The following is a 17,067-nucleotide window of genomic DNA, read 5'->3' as shown; positions in this document are numbered from 1 at the left end:
TATTTGCCGGTCTTCCTTTGAACAAACGTCCATCCTCCCTCGTCGTACGCCCCTCCGGTTGCCCGGGGTTGCTGCGTGTCGTCCAGGCGCTGGACGGGGGAATCTGTCGGATCAAGCTCGATGGCGGTTCCCTCCAGGCGGATCAGGCCGAAGTCGTGGCATCGATGGCCGAGCGGTTCGCCGGGGGCGTGATCGAGGCGACCAATCGCGCCAACCTGCAAATCCGTGGGATCGGTCCCGAGCACAACGCGTTGATCGAGCCACTGCTGGCCGCCGGGCTTGGCCCGCGCAAACCGGCCGGTGATGACGTGCGCAACCTGATGCTCAGCCCTTCGGCCGGGATCGACCGGCAAATGCTGTTCGACACCCGTCCGTTGGCCGAGCAGATCCTCGTCACCCTGCAAACCCATGAACGTTTCCATGAACTGTCGGCCAAGTTCGCCGTGCAACTGGATGGCGGAGAAGCACTGGCGATGCTCGAACATCACCACGACCTGTGGCTCTCGGCCCTTGTCCGTGACGGCGAGCCCTGGCTGGCCTTCGGTTTGGCCGGCACCCCGCTGGATAAGCCGGCGGGCAAGGTGCCCCTGGCCCAGGGACATGCCTTGGTGGTGACGGTGCTGCAGCTGTTCCTCGACCGGGCCCGCCCGGACCAGACGCGCATGCGCCATTTGCTGGCTGAGGTCCCTGAGGATGAATTCGTGGCCCGATTGGCCTCTCGCGTGCCTCTGCAGCCTTGCCTGGATTGGCAGCGGGATGTGTCCATCGATGGACTGCACCTCGGCGTCCATCCCCAGCACGACGACCGCGTCTATATCGGCGCGGCGGCTCCCCTGGGGCGGCTCGATGCGGTCATGCTGCGGGGAACGGCGCAACTGGCGCGGGAGAAGGGCGACGGCAGCCTTCACTTCACCCCTTGGCAAAGCCTGCTGCTGCCCAACGTGTGCCGTGAGGACGCCGAGGAAGTGCTGGAACGGCTAGAGGCGTTGGGCCTGTTGGTTTCGCTCGACCAACCCCTGGCGCAGCTCATCGCCTGTACCGGCTCCAGTGGCTGCGCCAAGGCCTTGGCCGAGACCAAGGCCGACGCTCGTCAACTGGCTGAACTGCTGCAACGTCAGGGCCGAACCGTGAAGGTTCATCTGTCGGGCTGCCCGCGTTCCTGCGCGGCGGCCCATGTCGCGCCCGCCACCTTGCTGGCGGTCGCCCCCGGTCATTACGACCTGTATTTTCGCGATGCCACGCTGCCGGGTTTTGGCGCGTTGCAAGCACACAATCTGACAATCGAAGCGCTCGGCCACTGGCTCGACGCTCACCCCCGGAGCCCCCTTGATGCTTGATTACATCCGCGACGGTCAGGAGATCTATCGCAACTCCTTCGCGATCATTCGTGCCGAGGCCAACCTGGCGCGCATTCCGGCCGACCTGGAAAAACTCGCGGTGCGGGTGATCCACGCCTGCGGCATGGTCGAGGCCATCGATGGCTTGCAGTTTTCCGAGGGCGCGGGCACGGCCGGGCGCGAGGCGCTGGCTGCTGGCGCGCCGATTCTGTGTGACGCGCGGATGGTCAGCGAAGGCGTAACTCGCGCGCGCTTGCCGGCCAATAACCCAGTGATCTGCACCCTGCGCGATGACAGCGTCCCGGAGCTTGCCCGCGAGTTGGGCAACACTCGCTCAGCCGCCGCCCTGGAGCTATGGCGCCCCCATCTAGAAGGCAGCGTCGTGGTCATCGGCAACGCGCCGACCGCGCTGTTCTACCTGTTGGAAATGCTCGATGCCGGCGCGCCGAAACCGGCGCTGATCCTCGGTTTTCCGGTGGGCTTCGTCGGTGCCGCCGAGTCCAAGGCGATGCTGGCGGCCGACAGCCGTGGCGTGCCGTTCGTGATCATGCAAGGACGGCTCGGCGGCAGTGCCATGGCCGCCGCCGCCGTCAACGCCCTCGCCACGGAGGTTGAATGATGCAGCAGCCTGGACGTCTGATCGGCCTTGGCGTGGGGCCAGGTGATCCGGAACTGATTACCGTCAAGGCCTTGCGCCTGCTGCGTGAATCGCCCGTGGTGGCGTACTTTGTCGCCAAGGGCAAGAAGGGCAACGCCTTCGGCATCATCGAGGCTCATTTGCAGGATGCGCAGACGTTGCTGCCGCTGGTCTACCCGGTCACCACCGAAGCGTTGCCGGCGCCGCTGTCCTACGAACAGGTGATTGCCGATTTCTACGACACCGCCGCCGAGCAGTTGGCGGTGCACCTGGATGCCGGTCGCGACGTGGCGGTGATCTGCGAGGGCGATCCGTTTTTCTACGGCTCCTACATGTACTTGCACGATCGGTTAGCCGAGCGTTATGACGCCGAGGTCATTCCAGGCGTGTGTTCGATGCTGGGTGGCGCCTCGGTGCTGGGTGCGCCGCTGGTGTACCGCAACCAGAGCCTGTCGGTGCTCTCCGGTGTCTTGCCACACAACGATCTCAAGCGTCGCCTGGCCGACGCCGATGCGGCGGTGATCATGAAGCTGGGACGCAATTTCCCCAAGGTTCGCCAAGTGCTCCAGGAACTGGGCCTGGACGGGCGGGCGCTGTACGTCGAGCGCGCGACCATGGCCAACCAGAAAATCGTCCCGCTGGATGAAGTAGAGCCGATGTCCTCGCCGTATTTCTCGCTGATCATCGTCCCTGGCGAGCGGTGGCAGGGATGACTTCAAAAGCTCCGGCAATTGTCATCCTCGGCCAGGGCAGCCTGGCGACGGCCCGGCGAATCCAGCAGCGTTATCCCGACGCCTTGATCCACGGCCTGGCGGGTCGAGTCGAGGGCGATCGGCAATACCTTGAGTTTGGTGCGACGTTGCGCGAACTCTACCAACAGGACACGCCGATCATCGCCCTGTGCGCGGCAGGCATCGTCATTCGTACCCTGGCGCCGCTGCTGCTGGAGAAAGGCGCCGAACCGCCGGTTCTGGCGGTGGCCGAGGATGGCAGCGCCGTGGTACCGCTGTTGGGCGGCCTGGGCGGGGTGAATGGCATGGCCCGGGACATTGCGGCAATGCTGCAAGTCGCGCCGGCGATCACCACCAGCGGCGAATTGCGTTTCGGTACCTGCCTGCTCAACCCGCCAGGCGGCTACCGCCTCGGTGACCTGGAGCAGGGCAAGCGCTTCGTTTCCGACCTGTTGGCCGGTGAGCCGGTGCGGATCGAAGGCGCGGCGCCGTGGCTGGATCAGGCACAGTTGCCGCAAGATGCACAGGCGCGGTTGGCGATCCGTATCGACAGTGCTGCGGGAGTGCCTGCGCTGAACGAGTTGCGCATCTATCCGCGCAACGTCTTGATTGCGGTGGAGGCTGGCGCGATGGTGGTATCGACCTCCATTGAGCAAGCGCTGGCTCAGGCCGGACTCGCGATGCAATCAGTGGCGTGCGTGTTGGCGGCGGACAGCGACATGGCGCGCTCCGAGTTGCAGCACGCCGCTTCGGCCTTGGGCGTGCCGCTGCGTTTCGTTGCGGCCAATGGCAGCGCGGTGCAGTGGTTAAGCGACGCCACGGGTCAACCGGCATACGTGCAGGTCTTGGGCAACATTGCCATCGCCGTGGCCGAGCAGCCCGTCGATCCGCAACGGATCGGTCGCCCTCGCGGACGACTGGCGGTGATCGGGCTTGGTCCTGGTGCGGCCGAGCTGATGGTGCCGGCCGTGCGCGCCGAGCTGGATCGCGCTACGGACGTGCTGGGCTATGAAACCTACGTGCGCATGGCCGGGCCTTTGCGTGCCGACCAGGTGCAACACTGCACCGATAATCGTGAAGAGATGCAGCGCGCCCGGCATGCCTTCGAACTGGCGGCCCAAGGGCGGTCGGTGGTGGTGGTGTCCTCAGGCGATCCAGGCGTATTCGCCATGGCGGCGGCGGTGCTCGAAGCGTTGCATGAATCCAGTGATCCGCATTGGCACACTGTCGACCTGCAAATCCTGCCAGGCGTCTCGGCCTCCCTGGCCACCGCCGCCCAGGCCGGCGCGCCGCTGGGGCATGACTTCTGCGTGATGTCGCTGTCGGACAACCTCAAGCCCTGGTCGATCATCGAGAAGCGCCTGGACCTGGCGGCCGAAGCCGACCTGGCCCTGGCGTTCTACAACCCGATCTCGCGCGCCCGCCCATGGCAGTTGGGACGGGCGCTCGAGCTCGTTGCGCAGCATCGTGCGCCGGATACTCCGGTGGTGTTGGGACGCGACATTGGCCGGCCGGGCCAGACCTTGCGCGTCACGACATTGGGGCAGTTGACGCCGGACCAGGTGGACATGCGCACCATGGTTCTCGTGGGCTCTTCCACCACGTGCGTGTTTCCCCGTGCCGAAGGTGGAGAGTGGGTGTATACCCCGCGTTGGTACGGCAACAAACCTGCCTGATGAAACTTGGCGGTCCGTTCGGGCCGCTATCATTAAAAGTTGCTCCGCTATTTTATTGTCGTGGTGTTTGACGATTCTGTTTTTTGATTCGTCCAGCGCGATAGTTTGCTGCAAGAAACAGGTCGTTGTATTTGTGTTTTATGCAGGCGGGGCTCATGTGTGGTTTGTGGTTTTATTTGAAATAATTATTGGGCGCGGTGTAGGTTGAATATGACTTTGTCGGTGGGTTATGTTGCTCGCCGTCTCAAGGGGGGCGACTGCTTGATCGGATAATGTCGGTTTGATTTATCCTGCGAGTCGATGTAAAACGCCTCATTTTAAGTAGTCATTGAATGCATGAAGGCCCGTGCAGGGCGTTGAGTGCCTGCACGATAAAAGCCTGTGGGTTATGTGGTTTAACAATAAATGGAATTATTGTTCATGAGTGATTTTGAAAAGGTGTCGGTGAGTCAATATGTCGCATTCGGTGAGGTGTTAAAGCGCGGGGAACTGGAGGGGCTGTTATCTTCGTATAAAGATTCCGAGCACTACCCCGCAGCGCTCCAATATTACGCCAACTGTATCGAGACTCAGGACACGCCCCTGATGCTGGCGCCTTTGGCGTTGCTGAAGCAAACGTTAGAGTCGATTCAAGGGCAAGCCAGACGTCGCCGGACGCCAGATTCAACGTCGAACCCCGCCAGCACCGGAGGGAAGTTGGCGGGTATTTATGACAAGCTGGAAACTTACGAAGCGAGTCTGTCCCACAGTCTCGAACTATTGAAGCAACCTGCTACGGAAGTTCCGAAAAAATTGCATTTCATCTGGCTTGGGGGAGGTGTGGGCGACCTTCAACTGAACTATCTTCGCCTCTGGAAAAAAACAATGCCTGACTTCTCCGTGAATGTCTGGCATGACCCGGACGGGTTGTTGATAGTCGAAACCAATCGGATCATTGTCGAGGCGGCAAAGGCGGACGTATGGTCCCGCGCAGGGGATGAAGTTATTTCGCATGCAGAACTGGCCAAGCGTTATGAGCCGCGGATAGCGGCGTTGAAACGCCAAATGTTTTTGCACGTCAGTCGAGCGGTTGAGCAGGGTAAAAGCGCCGATGAGGCGCGCATTGACTTATTGGTTCGCGGCTATGGTCGCGACGAAGTTGCTCTGCGTGCACTGAAGGAAGCGAACGCCCAGATCATGCGCAGCCTTGATAATGAGGGTATGCAATTGCGCAGTGTTCATGACCTGCCGACTTTCTCGGGACTGGAGGACTTTTATCGTCGTGAAATGTCCTTGCGCGGTAACCTCGCGTCAGCCTCGGACATCTTGCGGCTGTTGGTCATGTACGGCGAGGGGGGTATCTACAATGACGTGGATTTCTTGCCGCCGCTTGCCGACGAGTTGGCGGGTCTTGACGTCAACCGAATGACCCCCGCCGGACGGCTAGGTGTGCTGCAGTTGCTGCTGAACAACAATCCCGACTGGATGCCGGCCCGCCAGGCGCCGGAGCCGGGATCAGGCGAGGATTACACCCGTGCAATCCCTGCGAAGCATCGTGGTGCGTTAGAGCAATTTGCGAAAAAATCCCCATCGTTGAAGCAGGTGTTTGTGCCATTCGCGCATGGTAGTGCTCCGGTCGACAGTTTGAGATTGGCGATGATCGGTGAGGGCGAGTCCAATGCGTTGATTGTCAGCCATGCCGGGTCGGCTGCACTCCAGGCCATCATCAAGCGCTTCGAGACCCACTACCAGGCTTTGCTCGCGGTTGAGCGTCAAGCCGGGAAAGAGGGTATCGAGTTCCATGATCGTGATCCCTTCTTTGCCCTTACGGAGCAGGTGCTCAAGGACGAGTTCCATATCGTTGGTCCCCCTGCGCCGCAATTGTGCAGGGGCATTGCCGATTATTTCAGTGACGGCGTCGACCCACTGGCTGACGGCACGATATACCTGACGGGGCCAGATGCTGTTCGAGCCGGTCTGTTGGAGTATGAAAGCAGGCTTTTCACGCCAGACGGGGCTAAAGCGGCGCGTCGCTCCGTTCGGTTAATGAAGGGTTTCAACAACGCTACCGAGGAAGAGAGAGTTCATTCATGGAAAGCTAAACCTATAGAAGACTGGGTCACGGACGAAAAACAACGCTGGACCCGGAATGAAATGCAAGCTCGCTATGCGGGAGATATTGCCCAACTATTCAAACACCACAGTATCGAATTCGAAAAAGGTTGGCCGTTGATCGAGGATCGCCATGTGCTGTCCACCGACCTGTTGCAGCATCTGGCGGATGAGCTGGGCGAGCCCTTCATGCAGGCGATGAACCAGAACCATGACGGTGTGCGTACTTTCGAAAACGTTGTGCCCCTGGGATTTGATGAACGCCAATCGATTCTTGCACAAAGCACCGACGCGTTTGCGCCCGTACCGTTGAGCGATCCAAAGACGCAACCCTTGTCTATTTCGACGCTTTTGAACCAACTCGCCGAAGGTCATCTTGATCTCCTTCATTTGAGTCCTTTGCAACGTCTGCAGATTGGCGCGTTGATCGGTGTAAAGACGTTGGATAATCGCAGCTTCGAGGCGGTTCGCCCGCAGTTGGACAATGTGATCAATGATTTCAAGAAACCAGGAACCGTCAACAATTACGCGACGATCGAGCAAGCGCTGTTCACGCATCGAGCGCCGGCATTCCTGGCGGGGCTGGCGAGCGTGGCGGACGTTCTTCCCTGGCATGACGAAACGGCGTTGAGCCTGAAGAAAATTGCCCTTGAGCAACCGCTGACGTTACGTCAATGGGGCCAGCAAGCTGCCCGTATCCGGCAGGCGGCGATTCATGAACATCGGGTCCAGGTCGTCACCCGGCTGCACAAGGTTGTGTCAGCGACGGATCCCGACAAGTTCAGATCTGTACCGCAGGATCTACTCCTCCAGGGACCGGGTGATCGGGTGGCCGGGCGGTGTTATCCGCTGTCCCTGGCCATGGCGGCAGCCTTTTCGAAGGGGCTGGACGCGGTTAAAACCTTGTGCAATCGATTCGAATTGGCGGTCGCGAAGCATGACGCCAGTGATTCCGCTGTGTTTCTGCACAGCTTGGAATCACTGCGTGACCTGCCGATTGATGACGTAGGTAGTGCGCTGGCGCGCTCCGACCTGGATGGGGTCGTGCGCATCCTGCAGGAAAAATCGTTCGGTACGCTGATGCTCAACTCTGATAATCACGCCATGTTGATTGCCAAGACCGCTGGAGGCGAGGGCGGTGCTTTTCACTTCTATGATCCGAATTTTGGTGTGTTCGAGTTCCAGGACGCGACCCGTTTCAGCGCGGCGCTTAAGGCGTTTTTTATCGAGCAAGGGATGGCCCGCCAGTATGCGGCCTATGGCGATGCGGCTCGTCCGGCCTTCGACTTGATCGAGCTGGACGGCGTGCGAGTGGCACGGGAGGTAATGCCCAATGCTGTGAGGGTTTCGGACCTGTTGCAACCTGACGCATTGCCAGGACAGTCGCACCGCTCAGTCAGACAGCGCGTCGCCAGTGCCCGAGGACAATCACTTCAGAGCAACCCGCAGCTGGGCAGCTGCCTGCTGGCGTTGGATGGCCATTGGTGGGCGCAACAGATCGCTGAAGCGACCACTCACCTTCAACAAGAAAATCATCTGACGTCCAACCATGTGCCGTTGTTCTACACCCTGGAAACCACGTCGGGCGAAACATACCGGATGACGATGATCGATCCGGCCAACCACGATGAACCGGTGCAGATCCACGCGGACGATCAACGCCTCCCAAGGATAAAAAAATACCTCACGGAACGTTTTTCGACCTTGGCCAACCATCCCGCCGTTTTGAGCGATCACTTCGAAGCAGGTAGCGTTCATACCCTGAACGCTGGTTTCGCGATACAAGCGCTGATGAACGCACTGAGGGGCAGGGAAGGCGCAGGCCGCTCGCCCTCCCTGGCGGTGCGATTGCATGCCTATGTCAACTATGTGCAATTAGTGCACGGCAACGTGGCCGATGCTGCGCAGTTGGTGGGACTGGTCCGCAAAGCGCTGACTGAAGAGAAACTGATTGCCGATACCGTCGCGCCAATGGTCAGGACCTCTGTGGGTTCCACCGTGGACGAAGCGACGGGTGGACTGCTGCAATTGGCAAATGTCGGATTCGACATCTATCAATTGTCGACCGCACAAACCGAAGTTGAGCGAGCCCAGTTCGGCACTCAACTGGCTTTCGACTCCGCCGGCCTGGCGTTATCGGGGGCGGCTTTGGGGGCCTCTATGGCCGGCGCTGCGACGGCAGGGGCGGTGCTCGGTGGCGCTTCCGTGATGCTGGGGGGGCTAGCGGTGGGAGCGGCGGCACTGGCCCAGGGGTTCGCAACTATTGCTGCAGAAGCCAAGCAAGTCGGGCTGTTTTTCGACGAAGTAGCGAAGGCTCACCTGAACGCTTATCAATTTGACAGGGAGCATGGCGCCTGGAAGCCCCGCCCATCGCTGATCATCAAGACCGTGGATCTGGCTGGTGGCGGTTTGGAGCTGGACAGCCCCAAGCTATTTCCGCTGCGCGATCATTTCGGCGTGCCGACATTTGACCCGGAATACGATCGGGCGATCAATCTCCGCCGCGAGCTGAACCTACCAGCCCACGTCAGCTTCTCGCCTCCTTCCGGGCAAGCCATCGTGTTGCCATGCACGCCGCCAACCTGCTACCGCTACGAATACAAGGCACTGCCAGGTGCCACCACCCGTTATGACACCGGTTTCGACACCGCACGGCGCCTGGAGAAATGGCTGCCGGAAGGCAAATGGCTGTTTCTGTTCTCCTTCTATTCGTTTCCGAGCGAATACATCCTCTATCGTCTTTTCGACCCGGACTATCGCCCAACGATCATCGATGTGTTGCTCGACGATACCGATCGCTCGCTGGTCGTGCCTGAGCTGCCTGAAATCTGGCATGGGAAAATCACTTATCAGATCCAAGGGGGTGGCAAGCGTTGCGCATTGCTGCTCAATTCCGGCGTGAGCCTGATTTTCCATACGGCGCAAACGTTGAATTCAAGTTGGGTACTGGACGCCCCTTGGGCGGAGGAAAGCGATGTTCGGTTTAGGTCGGCTGGGAAATTGTCCGTTGGCGATGCTCAGGTGGGTTTCACTGGAGCGGGCCGTCACGAAGTTTTGCTTCGGACCGGCACCCAGCAGGTGTTCCAGATAGATCTGGAGCAGCGCCGGCTCAATGTTGTCGAGTTGGTGATGCCAACGGGAATGGCTCAGCAGGGGTTGCAGGAGCATTTCCAGGCATTGAATCAACAGCACCGATTGGTGGTGCTCCACACACCGGTACAAAATTATCAGATTCCATTCGAGGACCCACATAATCCGCGGTACGTCTCGGCCTGGTACGACGTGAAGGCGGACCGTTTTCTCTACATTCGTGACGAAATCAGTGGTGAGCCGCCGACGGTCCTAGGGGCGGTGGCAGACGGATATGTCTGGTTCTATCACCCGGCCGACGTAAGGATCTGGCAGGTCGACGCCATTACCGGACTGCTGAGCCGACACTATTGGCTGTGGGGTTCACTGAGCGCCGACGCTGTCATCAAGAGCGTCGAGGCGGACGAGCAGGGCGTCATCCATGTCGTGCAGCAGATTACTCGCCTGGATGGGAGTCGCGATGTGTTGAATTATGTGATTTACGATGAGCAACTCTTGCTGACATCAATCACCAGAGACCTCGACACAGGTTTGGAAACGCTCCTTGGCGCCAGCGAACACTTGAAGTTCTGGCCCCAGTTGCTTGGCGATGGTTACGTCTATTCGCCCTCTTTTGGTAATGAACACTCCTACGATACGGTTACTTGGCAACCGGCTCCTTTCGTTTCGATCTGTTGGAAATCGGAGGAAGCGTACCGGGATATGGCGTGGGTACGTCGTAGCGACAACTTGATCATCCGTCCCGTGCCGACACGCAATCATCACCGTGGTTGGCCTGACTCGATCAAGCATATGACTGAGTTGACGCTTTTGGCGCAGGTAGAAGGAAGCGATGCGTTCTTGATTTATGACCGACGCTATAAGACTGTCTGTCGCAGACAACGAACCGTGGTGAACGACAAAGGGCAATGGTCCAACCGCTGGATGCAGACGGGGAACATAAAGGAAGTCTTCGCTACCGATCACGGATATGTGGCCACGACTTTTGATGGTGTGTTCTTCAACCTGACCACCCAGGGAAACCTGGCACTGGGAGGCGTGAACGAAGATTGGTTCAAGAAGCATGAGCAGACGCATTGGTGGCCTGCATTGAAACCACTGGCACGCAAGCATGCCACTGAACGTTTTGCGCTTGTTGGCTTGACCAACCCCAGCGGTAAACCGAGGTTGTTTGCCTGGTATGTCGACAACAAGCTGTTGCTCGCAGACCCTGGACAGGCAACGGAAATCCGCCTGCTGAACGTAACGCCGGATGGCCAAGCCGCCTGGTTATTCAATGTTGTGAGTGGCGAGGTCTGTCGCCAGGCCTTTATCGGTCCGGACAAGATCGAGACCGCGTTCGGGCGCGGTTCGCGATTGCTCCAGGCTGACGTATTACCCTTGGCGGAACGTGAATGGGCGCCCTGGCAGTTTCTCGAATTGGAGGCCGATGGGCCGGGGCTGCGTGGCATCACCTATGAAGGCCTGGTGGTCAGGCTGCGAGATCATGAGCCGGCATTGATCATCGGCGCCACCCATGAATGGGTTATCGCCCAAGGCGATCGCGAGCAGGAGGCGCTTGAGCGACTGGCGAGCGCCCCCTCCCGCAGCGCCCTGCTGACGGTGGAGGAGCCTGGTAGCCTTAAATGGTTCGTTGCCGAGACCGGGCGGGTCATCCGGGTGCCCAAGACTGCACTTCCGCCAGCATTCGAGGTGTTGGGAACCCAACGGCAGACCAATGTAATGCTCCGCGAAAACCAGAATGGGAGACTGCTGACGCTCCCGCAGGAGGGACATGCTGGACCGCTCAGCTATGTCCAGCGTGAGGGCGAGGTGATGGTTGTCGAAAGCCACGAAACGAAGCTGGATAATCTCCAGGCGCTGCTACCGGACAACGTCACTGTCCTGGTCCTGCGCATGGGCCCAGGTGCGGTGACCTACCGGTTATCGAAATCGCTCTGGCGGCGGATCGAGTCGGTCATCCTGGACTGCCGGCGGTCGTGGGGCGACGCGGCGACAGCACCTGGCAGGCTGATTTGGGAACTGGATGAGCCTGACCAATTGTTGTTGAGCCACGTCGATGAGCATCTGGTGATCATCGATCCGGACAGCGGACGGAGTGTGATCTGTCGTGAAGTGTTTGCGACCGATGTCGACTTTCGTGGGGAGGTCTTGCTCGACTTCGGCGGGAACCGACAATATTCCGTTTCGACGCTCATGGCACGGTTAGGCGCTTTGCCTGACATCCAGAGCGGTGCCACGCTGAAAGCGTTGATGGAGTTGTCGACCGCTGGAGAGACCCACGTGAGTTGATTGCTCGGCGCGTCGAATAAAAATAAGAGGGTTGCAAATGCTGTCCATCTGCAACCCTTTTATGCATGCGTTAGTCAGCGATGCTTTCGCAAGGCAAAGCGCCTCATGAGAGACCCATTCGCTTTCTGTTTTATATACTCGCTGATCCTCGCCATTTCTTTTCGATCAAGCCTCATGTATGCCTTGTGTTGGATGATCCTGGCGGAGTGTTCTTCCAAATTCCAGAACAAAAAACGGCTGCTTCTATTACGAACCCTTAGTTCAAGCTTGTAGAAGGCGATATGGAGGTTGCCCTCCGAGTCGTAGCGCGCCGGGACAACTTGAAAGGACTCACCTTGCCGACTTTCCTTATCGAACGAAAGCATGGCCGGATTATCGGATTTCATCGCCTGCAACGTATCGATCATCGCATTCGCCTGTCGGAAATCCTTCATGGCATCGGCGCTTTCTACCAAGAAGTCCGCGACCGAATTCGTAACGATATGGCGGGTACTTGTAAAGGTAGAGTCTTTATATAGCGACCAGCCCATGTATCTCAACGTGTGGATATACGAGTCAAACCAGCTTTTTTGAGCCGTGTAGCGGTCATGTTCGAGGTCGGCGGATAAGGTGGCGAGATGATTGGTGTCGGCAATGTAATCGTGGTCTTGTAGTGAAAGCGTCTCGATGTAGGAAATTAGATTGGGGCCTGTTACCAAACCGGTTAATGCTTGATTGTTCATGAAATGGATTCCGTCGTTGTGAGGGGTTTATATGAATCCAGTAACGGTGCAAGTCTTCAAGTGCGTGGAGTTATTGATTGGCAACTAAATGTTTTAGTGGGGGGGAATGAGTTGACATATGCTGTAGCTGGTTTGGTTTGTTAAGTTTGGGGCGATGATTTAGATTGTTGTTTGTCCGCAGGAGCGGTCGTTTGTTTAACTAAGGAATTATTATGGGCATTTTTGAAAGTGAAATAAGTGGCGCGCGAAGTGTTGAGTTGATCGCTGCGCGTATCGACAGGCGCAAGGCACAGGGTTCGGTCAGTCGGCGTATGCGCAGGTCTGTCGTGCAGTCGGTGCAAGACAACCCCAACAAGGAACTGGATGCGGTCATGTTGGGCGATGCACTTGTCGGTTACGGCAATAACATGTCGCTCAATAACATGGCGATCATGGAGAACGTGATGACCATGGCGATCATGGAGGCCAACTACTTAGTGCCTGGCGGCAAAAATACCCATGAGTGGTACATGGAATTCATCAAGTGTTTGCAAGAACTCGGATGTTTTGTGTTAGATGATGGTTACACTCGTTATTCCGAGAGTTCCTTGCAGGTGGATATGGATCTGGTGGTCAAGGATATCGTAAAAGGGATTATCGATGGCGTGAAGGCGAGCTTTCCGGCGGCGACAGTGCTGGGTAGCGTGGTCGATACCACGATTGTTGGCTTGGCGCAGGACAAGGAAACCCTCGATCTGTTCGGTACCCAGGCGAAGTCGGCCGATGGCGCACGCTTATCCGTCATTCCCTGTGAGCAACTGTCCAACGGTATCCTGATCGCATCGTCCAGTTCGATAAAACAGACCGGTTCTTCGAATAACGGTGGCGTTCTTTTTGTGAACTGGCGCTCTTCGGCGCGAGAAGTTTTCCGCGGCAAGTCGTTCGTGACCTTTAACCCGGCGCGCTATGAAGACTTCAGGCAGGAAATCGAAGAATACCTGGGCGAACATCGCCGGGAAGTGTTGAGCAAGCGCTTCAGCCGTCGCAAGCGCGCCTGAGTCACAGTCACTGCATCAGGTAGCCTCTCACGCCGGTAAAAATAATCTGAGCCGCCAGGGCACAAACAAACAGCCCCATCAACCGGCTGACAATCTGCAAGCCCTGGTCACCCAGGATCCGCTCTATGCGGCTGGACAGGTAGAGCACCACGCCGACGGTGAAGCTGGCCAGGGCGATGCTGATGATGGCCATGAGTTTGTCGTCCCAGTGCGGCTGGCTCACGCCCATCACCAGCAGGGCGCCGATGGTGCCGGGGCCAACGGTCAAGGGAATGGTCAGCGGGACGATCGTTACGTCCTGCTGCACATTGTCGGTCTGCACGGCGGACTTGCCTTGGGCCATGCCCAGCGCCGAAATGAACAACACGCTGCCGGCGCCAATGCGGAACGCATCCACGGTGATACCGAACACGCTGAAAATCACCCTGCCAAACAAGTACAGCAATACGCTCGAGACCAGCGTCGCGGTCGCAACCTTCCAGGCCAGGCGACGTTGTTCCTTGCGCGAGTAGCCTCGAGTCAAGCCGATAAAACACGACAGTACGAAGAAGGGGCTGTAGAGCACCAACATTTTCAGGTAAACGCTGAACAGCACATGGAGCATGGTCGAGGCTCAGGACGAAGGAAGACGACGGGAGTCTATCAGGCGTTTTGACGCCTGTCGGCTCAGGACGTTTGCGCCGTATGGTTTTGCTGGTCGCGCTGCGCTACCCAATGTTCGATCAGTTCGCGCAGCTGCGAAAGCTCCACCGGCTTGGCCATGTGTCCGTCCATCCCGGCTTGGCGGGCGCGCTCCTTGTGTTCGGCCAGGATGTGAGCGGTGAGCGCTACCACAGGGGTACGTGTCCGCTGGTTTCCCATTTCCCAGGCCCGCAGTTGCTGGGTGGCGGAAAAACCGTCGAGGATCGGCATCTCGCAATCCATCAGGACCAGGTCGTAGCGGTGCTCCTTCATGGCCTTGAGCGCTTCTTCGCCATTGCTGGCAGTGTCGGGTTGCAGGTTGAGCTTGCCGAGCATGCCGCGGATGACTTTGGTGGAAATACTGTTGTCTTCGGCCACCAGGATGCGGAAGTCGCTGGGTACCTTTACCGTAACGGGAGGGCCGGCGTTGACCGGGACGTTCGGCGCCTGGCCTTTGTTGCGCTGGTTCAGTTCGTCCGCCAGGGTGGTCTTGAGTGTATAGCCGGCCACCGGTTTGGCGAGGATGCGCTTGACCCCGCTGTTGCGCGCCACGACCTTGCTCGGGGCGTTACTGATGCCGGTCAGCATGATCAGCAGGATGTCGTGGTTCAGGCTCGGGTCTTCCTTGATCTTGGCGGCCAGTTGCATGCCAGTCATGCCGGGCATGTTCTGGTCCAGCAACACCACGTCGAAATAATCGCGCAGGTGAGCCTTGGTGCGCAGCAGCGCCAGGGCTTCCTTGCCCGAGGGGACCGCGCTGACATTGAGGCCCCAGGCGCTGCATTGCTGGACCAGCACCTTGCGGCAGGTATCGTTGTCATCGACGACCAACACACGTGCCCCTTGCAGCGGGCCGTCGAGATCGGACGTCGGGTGCTCGAGGCGATCCGGGTCCAGCGGCAAGGTCAGCCATAAGGTACTGCCCTGGCTACTGCCGCTCTTGATGCCGAATTCGCCATGCATCAGCATGATCAACTGGCGCGCGATGACCAGGCCCAGGTTGCCACCCAGCCGCGTGGCCGAGAGGACATTCTTGCTGTGCAGTTCGGCGTGCATCAGCATGTCGCGCTCTTCGGCGTCCATGGGCGATCCGCTGTCCTGCACCGCGATGCGCAGGCGCGGCTTATCGCTGCGCTCGTCGAGGGCGACGACAATCAAGACCTCGCCTTCATCGGTTTTCTTCAAGGCATTTTCCAGCAGGCTCAGCAGCGCTTGGCGCAGCCGTGTCGGATCGCCGCTGATCACCCGCGGTACCTGGGGCTGGATGAAACTGATCAGCTCGACATTTTGCTGTTCGGCTTTGGCGCGGAAGATACTCAGGCAGTCCTCGATCAGTGCGTTGAGGTCGAACTGCACATCGTCCAGTTCGATCTGTCCCGACTCGAGACGGGAAATATCGAGGATTTCGTTGATCAGGGTGAGCAGTTCATTGCCGGCGCTATGGATCGTCTGTACATAATCGCGTTGCTTGACCGATAGCGGCGTGCCTAGCAGCAGTTCCGTCATGCCCAGCACGCCGTTCATCGGAGTGCGGATCTCGTGGCTGATCTTGGCCAGGAATTCAGCCTTGGCGTTGATCTCGGCGTTACTTGCCGCCAGGTCGCGACTGATGCTGAAGCGACTCTCGTTTATCGATCGCTGTCGCTCGCCTAACGCGACGCTCATCAGCAGGCCGCTGATGCAGATGATCACCAGCAGCGTGACGATCAGTCCCTGGGGGGCGACTTCCGTCAATCCTTGCAGGGCCGGGAGAATGATCAACGTACCCAGGTTGAACACCACCATGGCGGCGACGAACAGCCGTGCCGGGCGATAGCCCTTCTGCCAATGCCAGGCACTGACGAACAGCATGCTCAGACCGGCCAAGGCCACCAGTGCATAGGTCATGATATTGAGCGGCAGCGTGGCGACGAACAGCAGCAACAGGCTGCACAGCATGATGAAGACAATTTCGCCCAACAACAGCCGGTTCAGCGGATGCGATCCCAGCGGCGCGAAGTAGCGATAGGCGAACATCAAGCCGCAGGGTGCTGTCAGCAGCAGGGCCAAATACGCGCCTGGCGTCTGGATCGCCGGCCAGTTTGGCAGCCAGGCGCCGGCCAGGTTCAGCAGCAGGACCAGGCTGAGCATCAGCAGTCCTTCACAGGCCGCCAACCACAGGCAACTACGTGACCGGGTGTAGGCGTAGCGGGTGAGGTTGTGCAGGATCAGCATGGCGATGCAGCCGAACAGCAGCCCATAGATCAATGTCTGGTTCTGGTCGGCTGCCGCCATGACGGCCGGTTGCAGGGTGACGTAGGGGCGCAGTTCGTAACGGGATGACAGCCTCAGGTAGACGTCGAGGGGTTTTTCGCTGCGAGGCAGTGCCAGCATGAAATCGCTGCTGGGCACGGGTTGTTCGGAGCTTGGCAGCGCATTGCCGTTGATCTGTTGATCAACCAGGGCATCGCCGTCCAGCACGTAGAGATTCAGGCGCGACAGGTCAGGCGCAAAAATGCGCAGTATCTGCTCATGCTTGTCGGGAGCCAGTCGGAAACGCAGCCACAGGGCTCCACCCGGCTCGGCTGCCTTGAGGTGGTCCAGGTCAATGGGGCTGAATTGATTGGTATAGCGGGCTGAGCGGATGTCGCTCAGTTTCAGGTCGCCCTGTTCGTCGAGCAATACCGCCCAGCCACTGCCGGGCGCGGCCAGGGCCGGGAGCACGCAGAGCAGCGTCAGCAGGGTAACGGTCAAGCCTATGGCAATCCTGAGCCAGCGCACGGCGAAATCCCTT

Annotated in this window: 9 protein-coding genes; 6 read left to right on the top strand and 3 right to left on the bottom strand. The window is 58.9% G+C overall.

Annotated features, from left to right (window positions below; all coding sequences use genetic code 11):
* The first annotated feature begins 17 nt into the window (after positions 1 to 17).
* The 5 genes from cobG to J3P95_RS22275 all read left to right on the top strand — a co-directional run bounded on the left by cobG (position 18) and on the right by J3P95_RS22275 (position 11,854).
* Positions 18 to 1,337 (top strand): precorrin-3B synthase, encoded by a 1,320-nt coding sequence (gene cobG, locus J3P95_RS22295; protein WP_434579632.1) that lies wholly within the window; start codon positions 18 to 20, stop codon positions 1,335 to 1,337.
* Positions 1,330 to 1,956 (top strand): precorrin-8X methylmutase, encoded by a 627-nt coding sequence (locus tag J3P95_RS22290; RefSeq protein ID WP_434579633.1) that lies wholly within the window; start codon positions 1,330 to 1,332, stop codon positions 1,954 to 1,956. The genes cobG and J3P95_RS22290 overlap by 8 nt, the downstream gene beginning before the upstream one ends.
* Positions 1,956 to 2,687: a precorrin-2 C(20)-methyltransferase gene (locus J3P95_RS22285; RefSeq protein ID WP_434563937.1), complete on the top strand. Its 732-nt coding sequence runs from the start codon at positions 1,956 to 1,958 to the stop codon at positions 2,685 to 2,687. Before J3P95_RS22290 ends, J3P95_RS22285 begins: the two co-directional genes overlap by 1 nt.
* Positions 2,684 to 4,381, top strand: coding sequence for a precorrin-3B C(17)-methyltransferase (gene cobJ / locus J3P95_RS22280; protein WP_434558790.1), 1,698 nt, complete (start codon positions 2,684 to 2,686; stop codon positions 4,379 to 4,381). The genes J3P95_RS22285 and cobJ overlap by 4 nt, the downstream gene beginning before the upstream one ends.
* Before the next feature lie 420 nt (positions 4,382 to 4,801).
* Entirely contained in the window at positions 4,802 to 11,854 is a 7,053-nt protein-coding gene (locus J3P95_RS22275; RefSeq protein WP_434626143.1) for a TcdA/TcdB pore-forming domain-containing protein, read from the top strand.
* A 74-nt stretch (positions 11,855 to 11,928) separates the two neighbouring features.
* On the opposite strand, the gene J3P95_RS22270 is transcribed toward J3P95_RS22275, so the two are convergent.
* Positions 11,929 to 12,576, bottom strand: coding sequence for a hypothetical protein (locus tag J3P95_RS22270; protein ID WP_434558788.1), 648 nt, complete (start codon positions 12,574 to 12,576; stop codon positions 11,929 to 11,931).
* Positions 12,577 to 12,788: 212 nt separating this feature from the next.
* Here J3P95_RS22270 and J3P95_RS22265 point away from each other — a divergent pair, with 212 nt between their 5' ends.
* A complete protein-coding gene (locus J3P95_RS22265; protein ID WP_434579637.1) occupies positions 12,789 to 13,613 on the top strand; it encodes a hypothetical protein in 825 nt (274 codons plus the stop codon).
* Between the two features lie 7 nt (positions 13,614 to 13,620).
* Here J3P95_RS22265 and J3P95_RS22260 read toward each other — a convergent pair whose 3' ends face one another.
* Complete coding sequence (locus tag J3P95_RS22260) at positions 13,621 to 14,217, bottom strand: MarC family protein (RefSeq protein WP_434558786.1); 597 nt, start codon at positions 14,215 to 14,217, stop codon at positions 13,621 to 13,623.
* A 62-nt stretch (positions 14,218 to 14,279) separates the two neighbouring features.
* Entirely contained in the window at positions 14,280 to 17,054 is a 2,775-nt protein-coding gene (locus tag J3P95_RS22255) for a response regulator (protein ID WP_434579639.1), read from the bottom strand.
* Between the last annotated feature and the right edge of the window lie 13 nt (positions 17,055 to 17,067).

This window comes from Pseudomonas sp. Z5-35, assembly GCF_051131945.1.
GTDB classification, from domain to species: domain Bacteria; phylum Pseudomonadota; class Gammaproteobacteria; order Pseudomonadales; family Pseudomonadaceae; genus Aquipseudomonas; species Aquipseudomonas marvdashtae.
The sequence above is the reverse complement of the archived record's forward strand: the minus strand, read 5'-3'. Positions and strand labels throughout refer to the sequence as shown.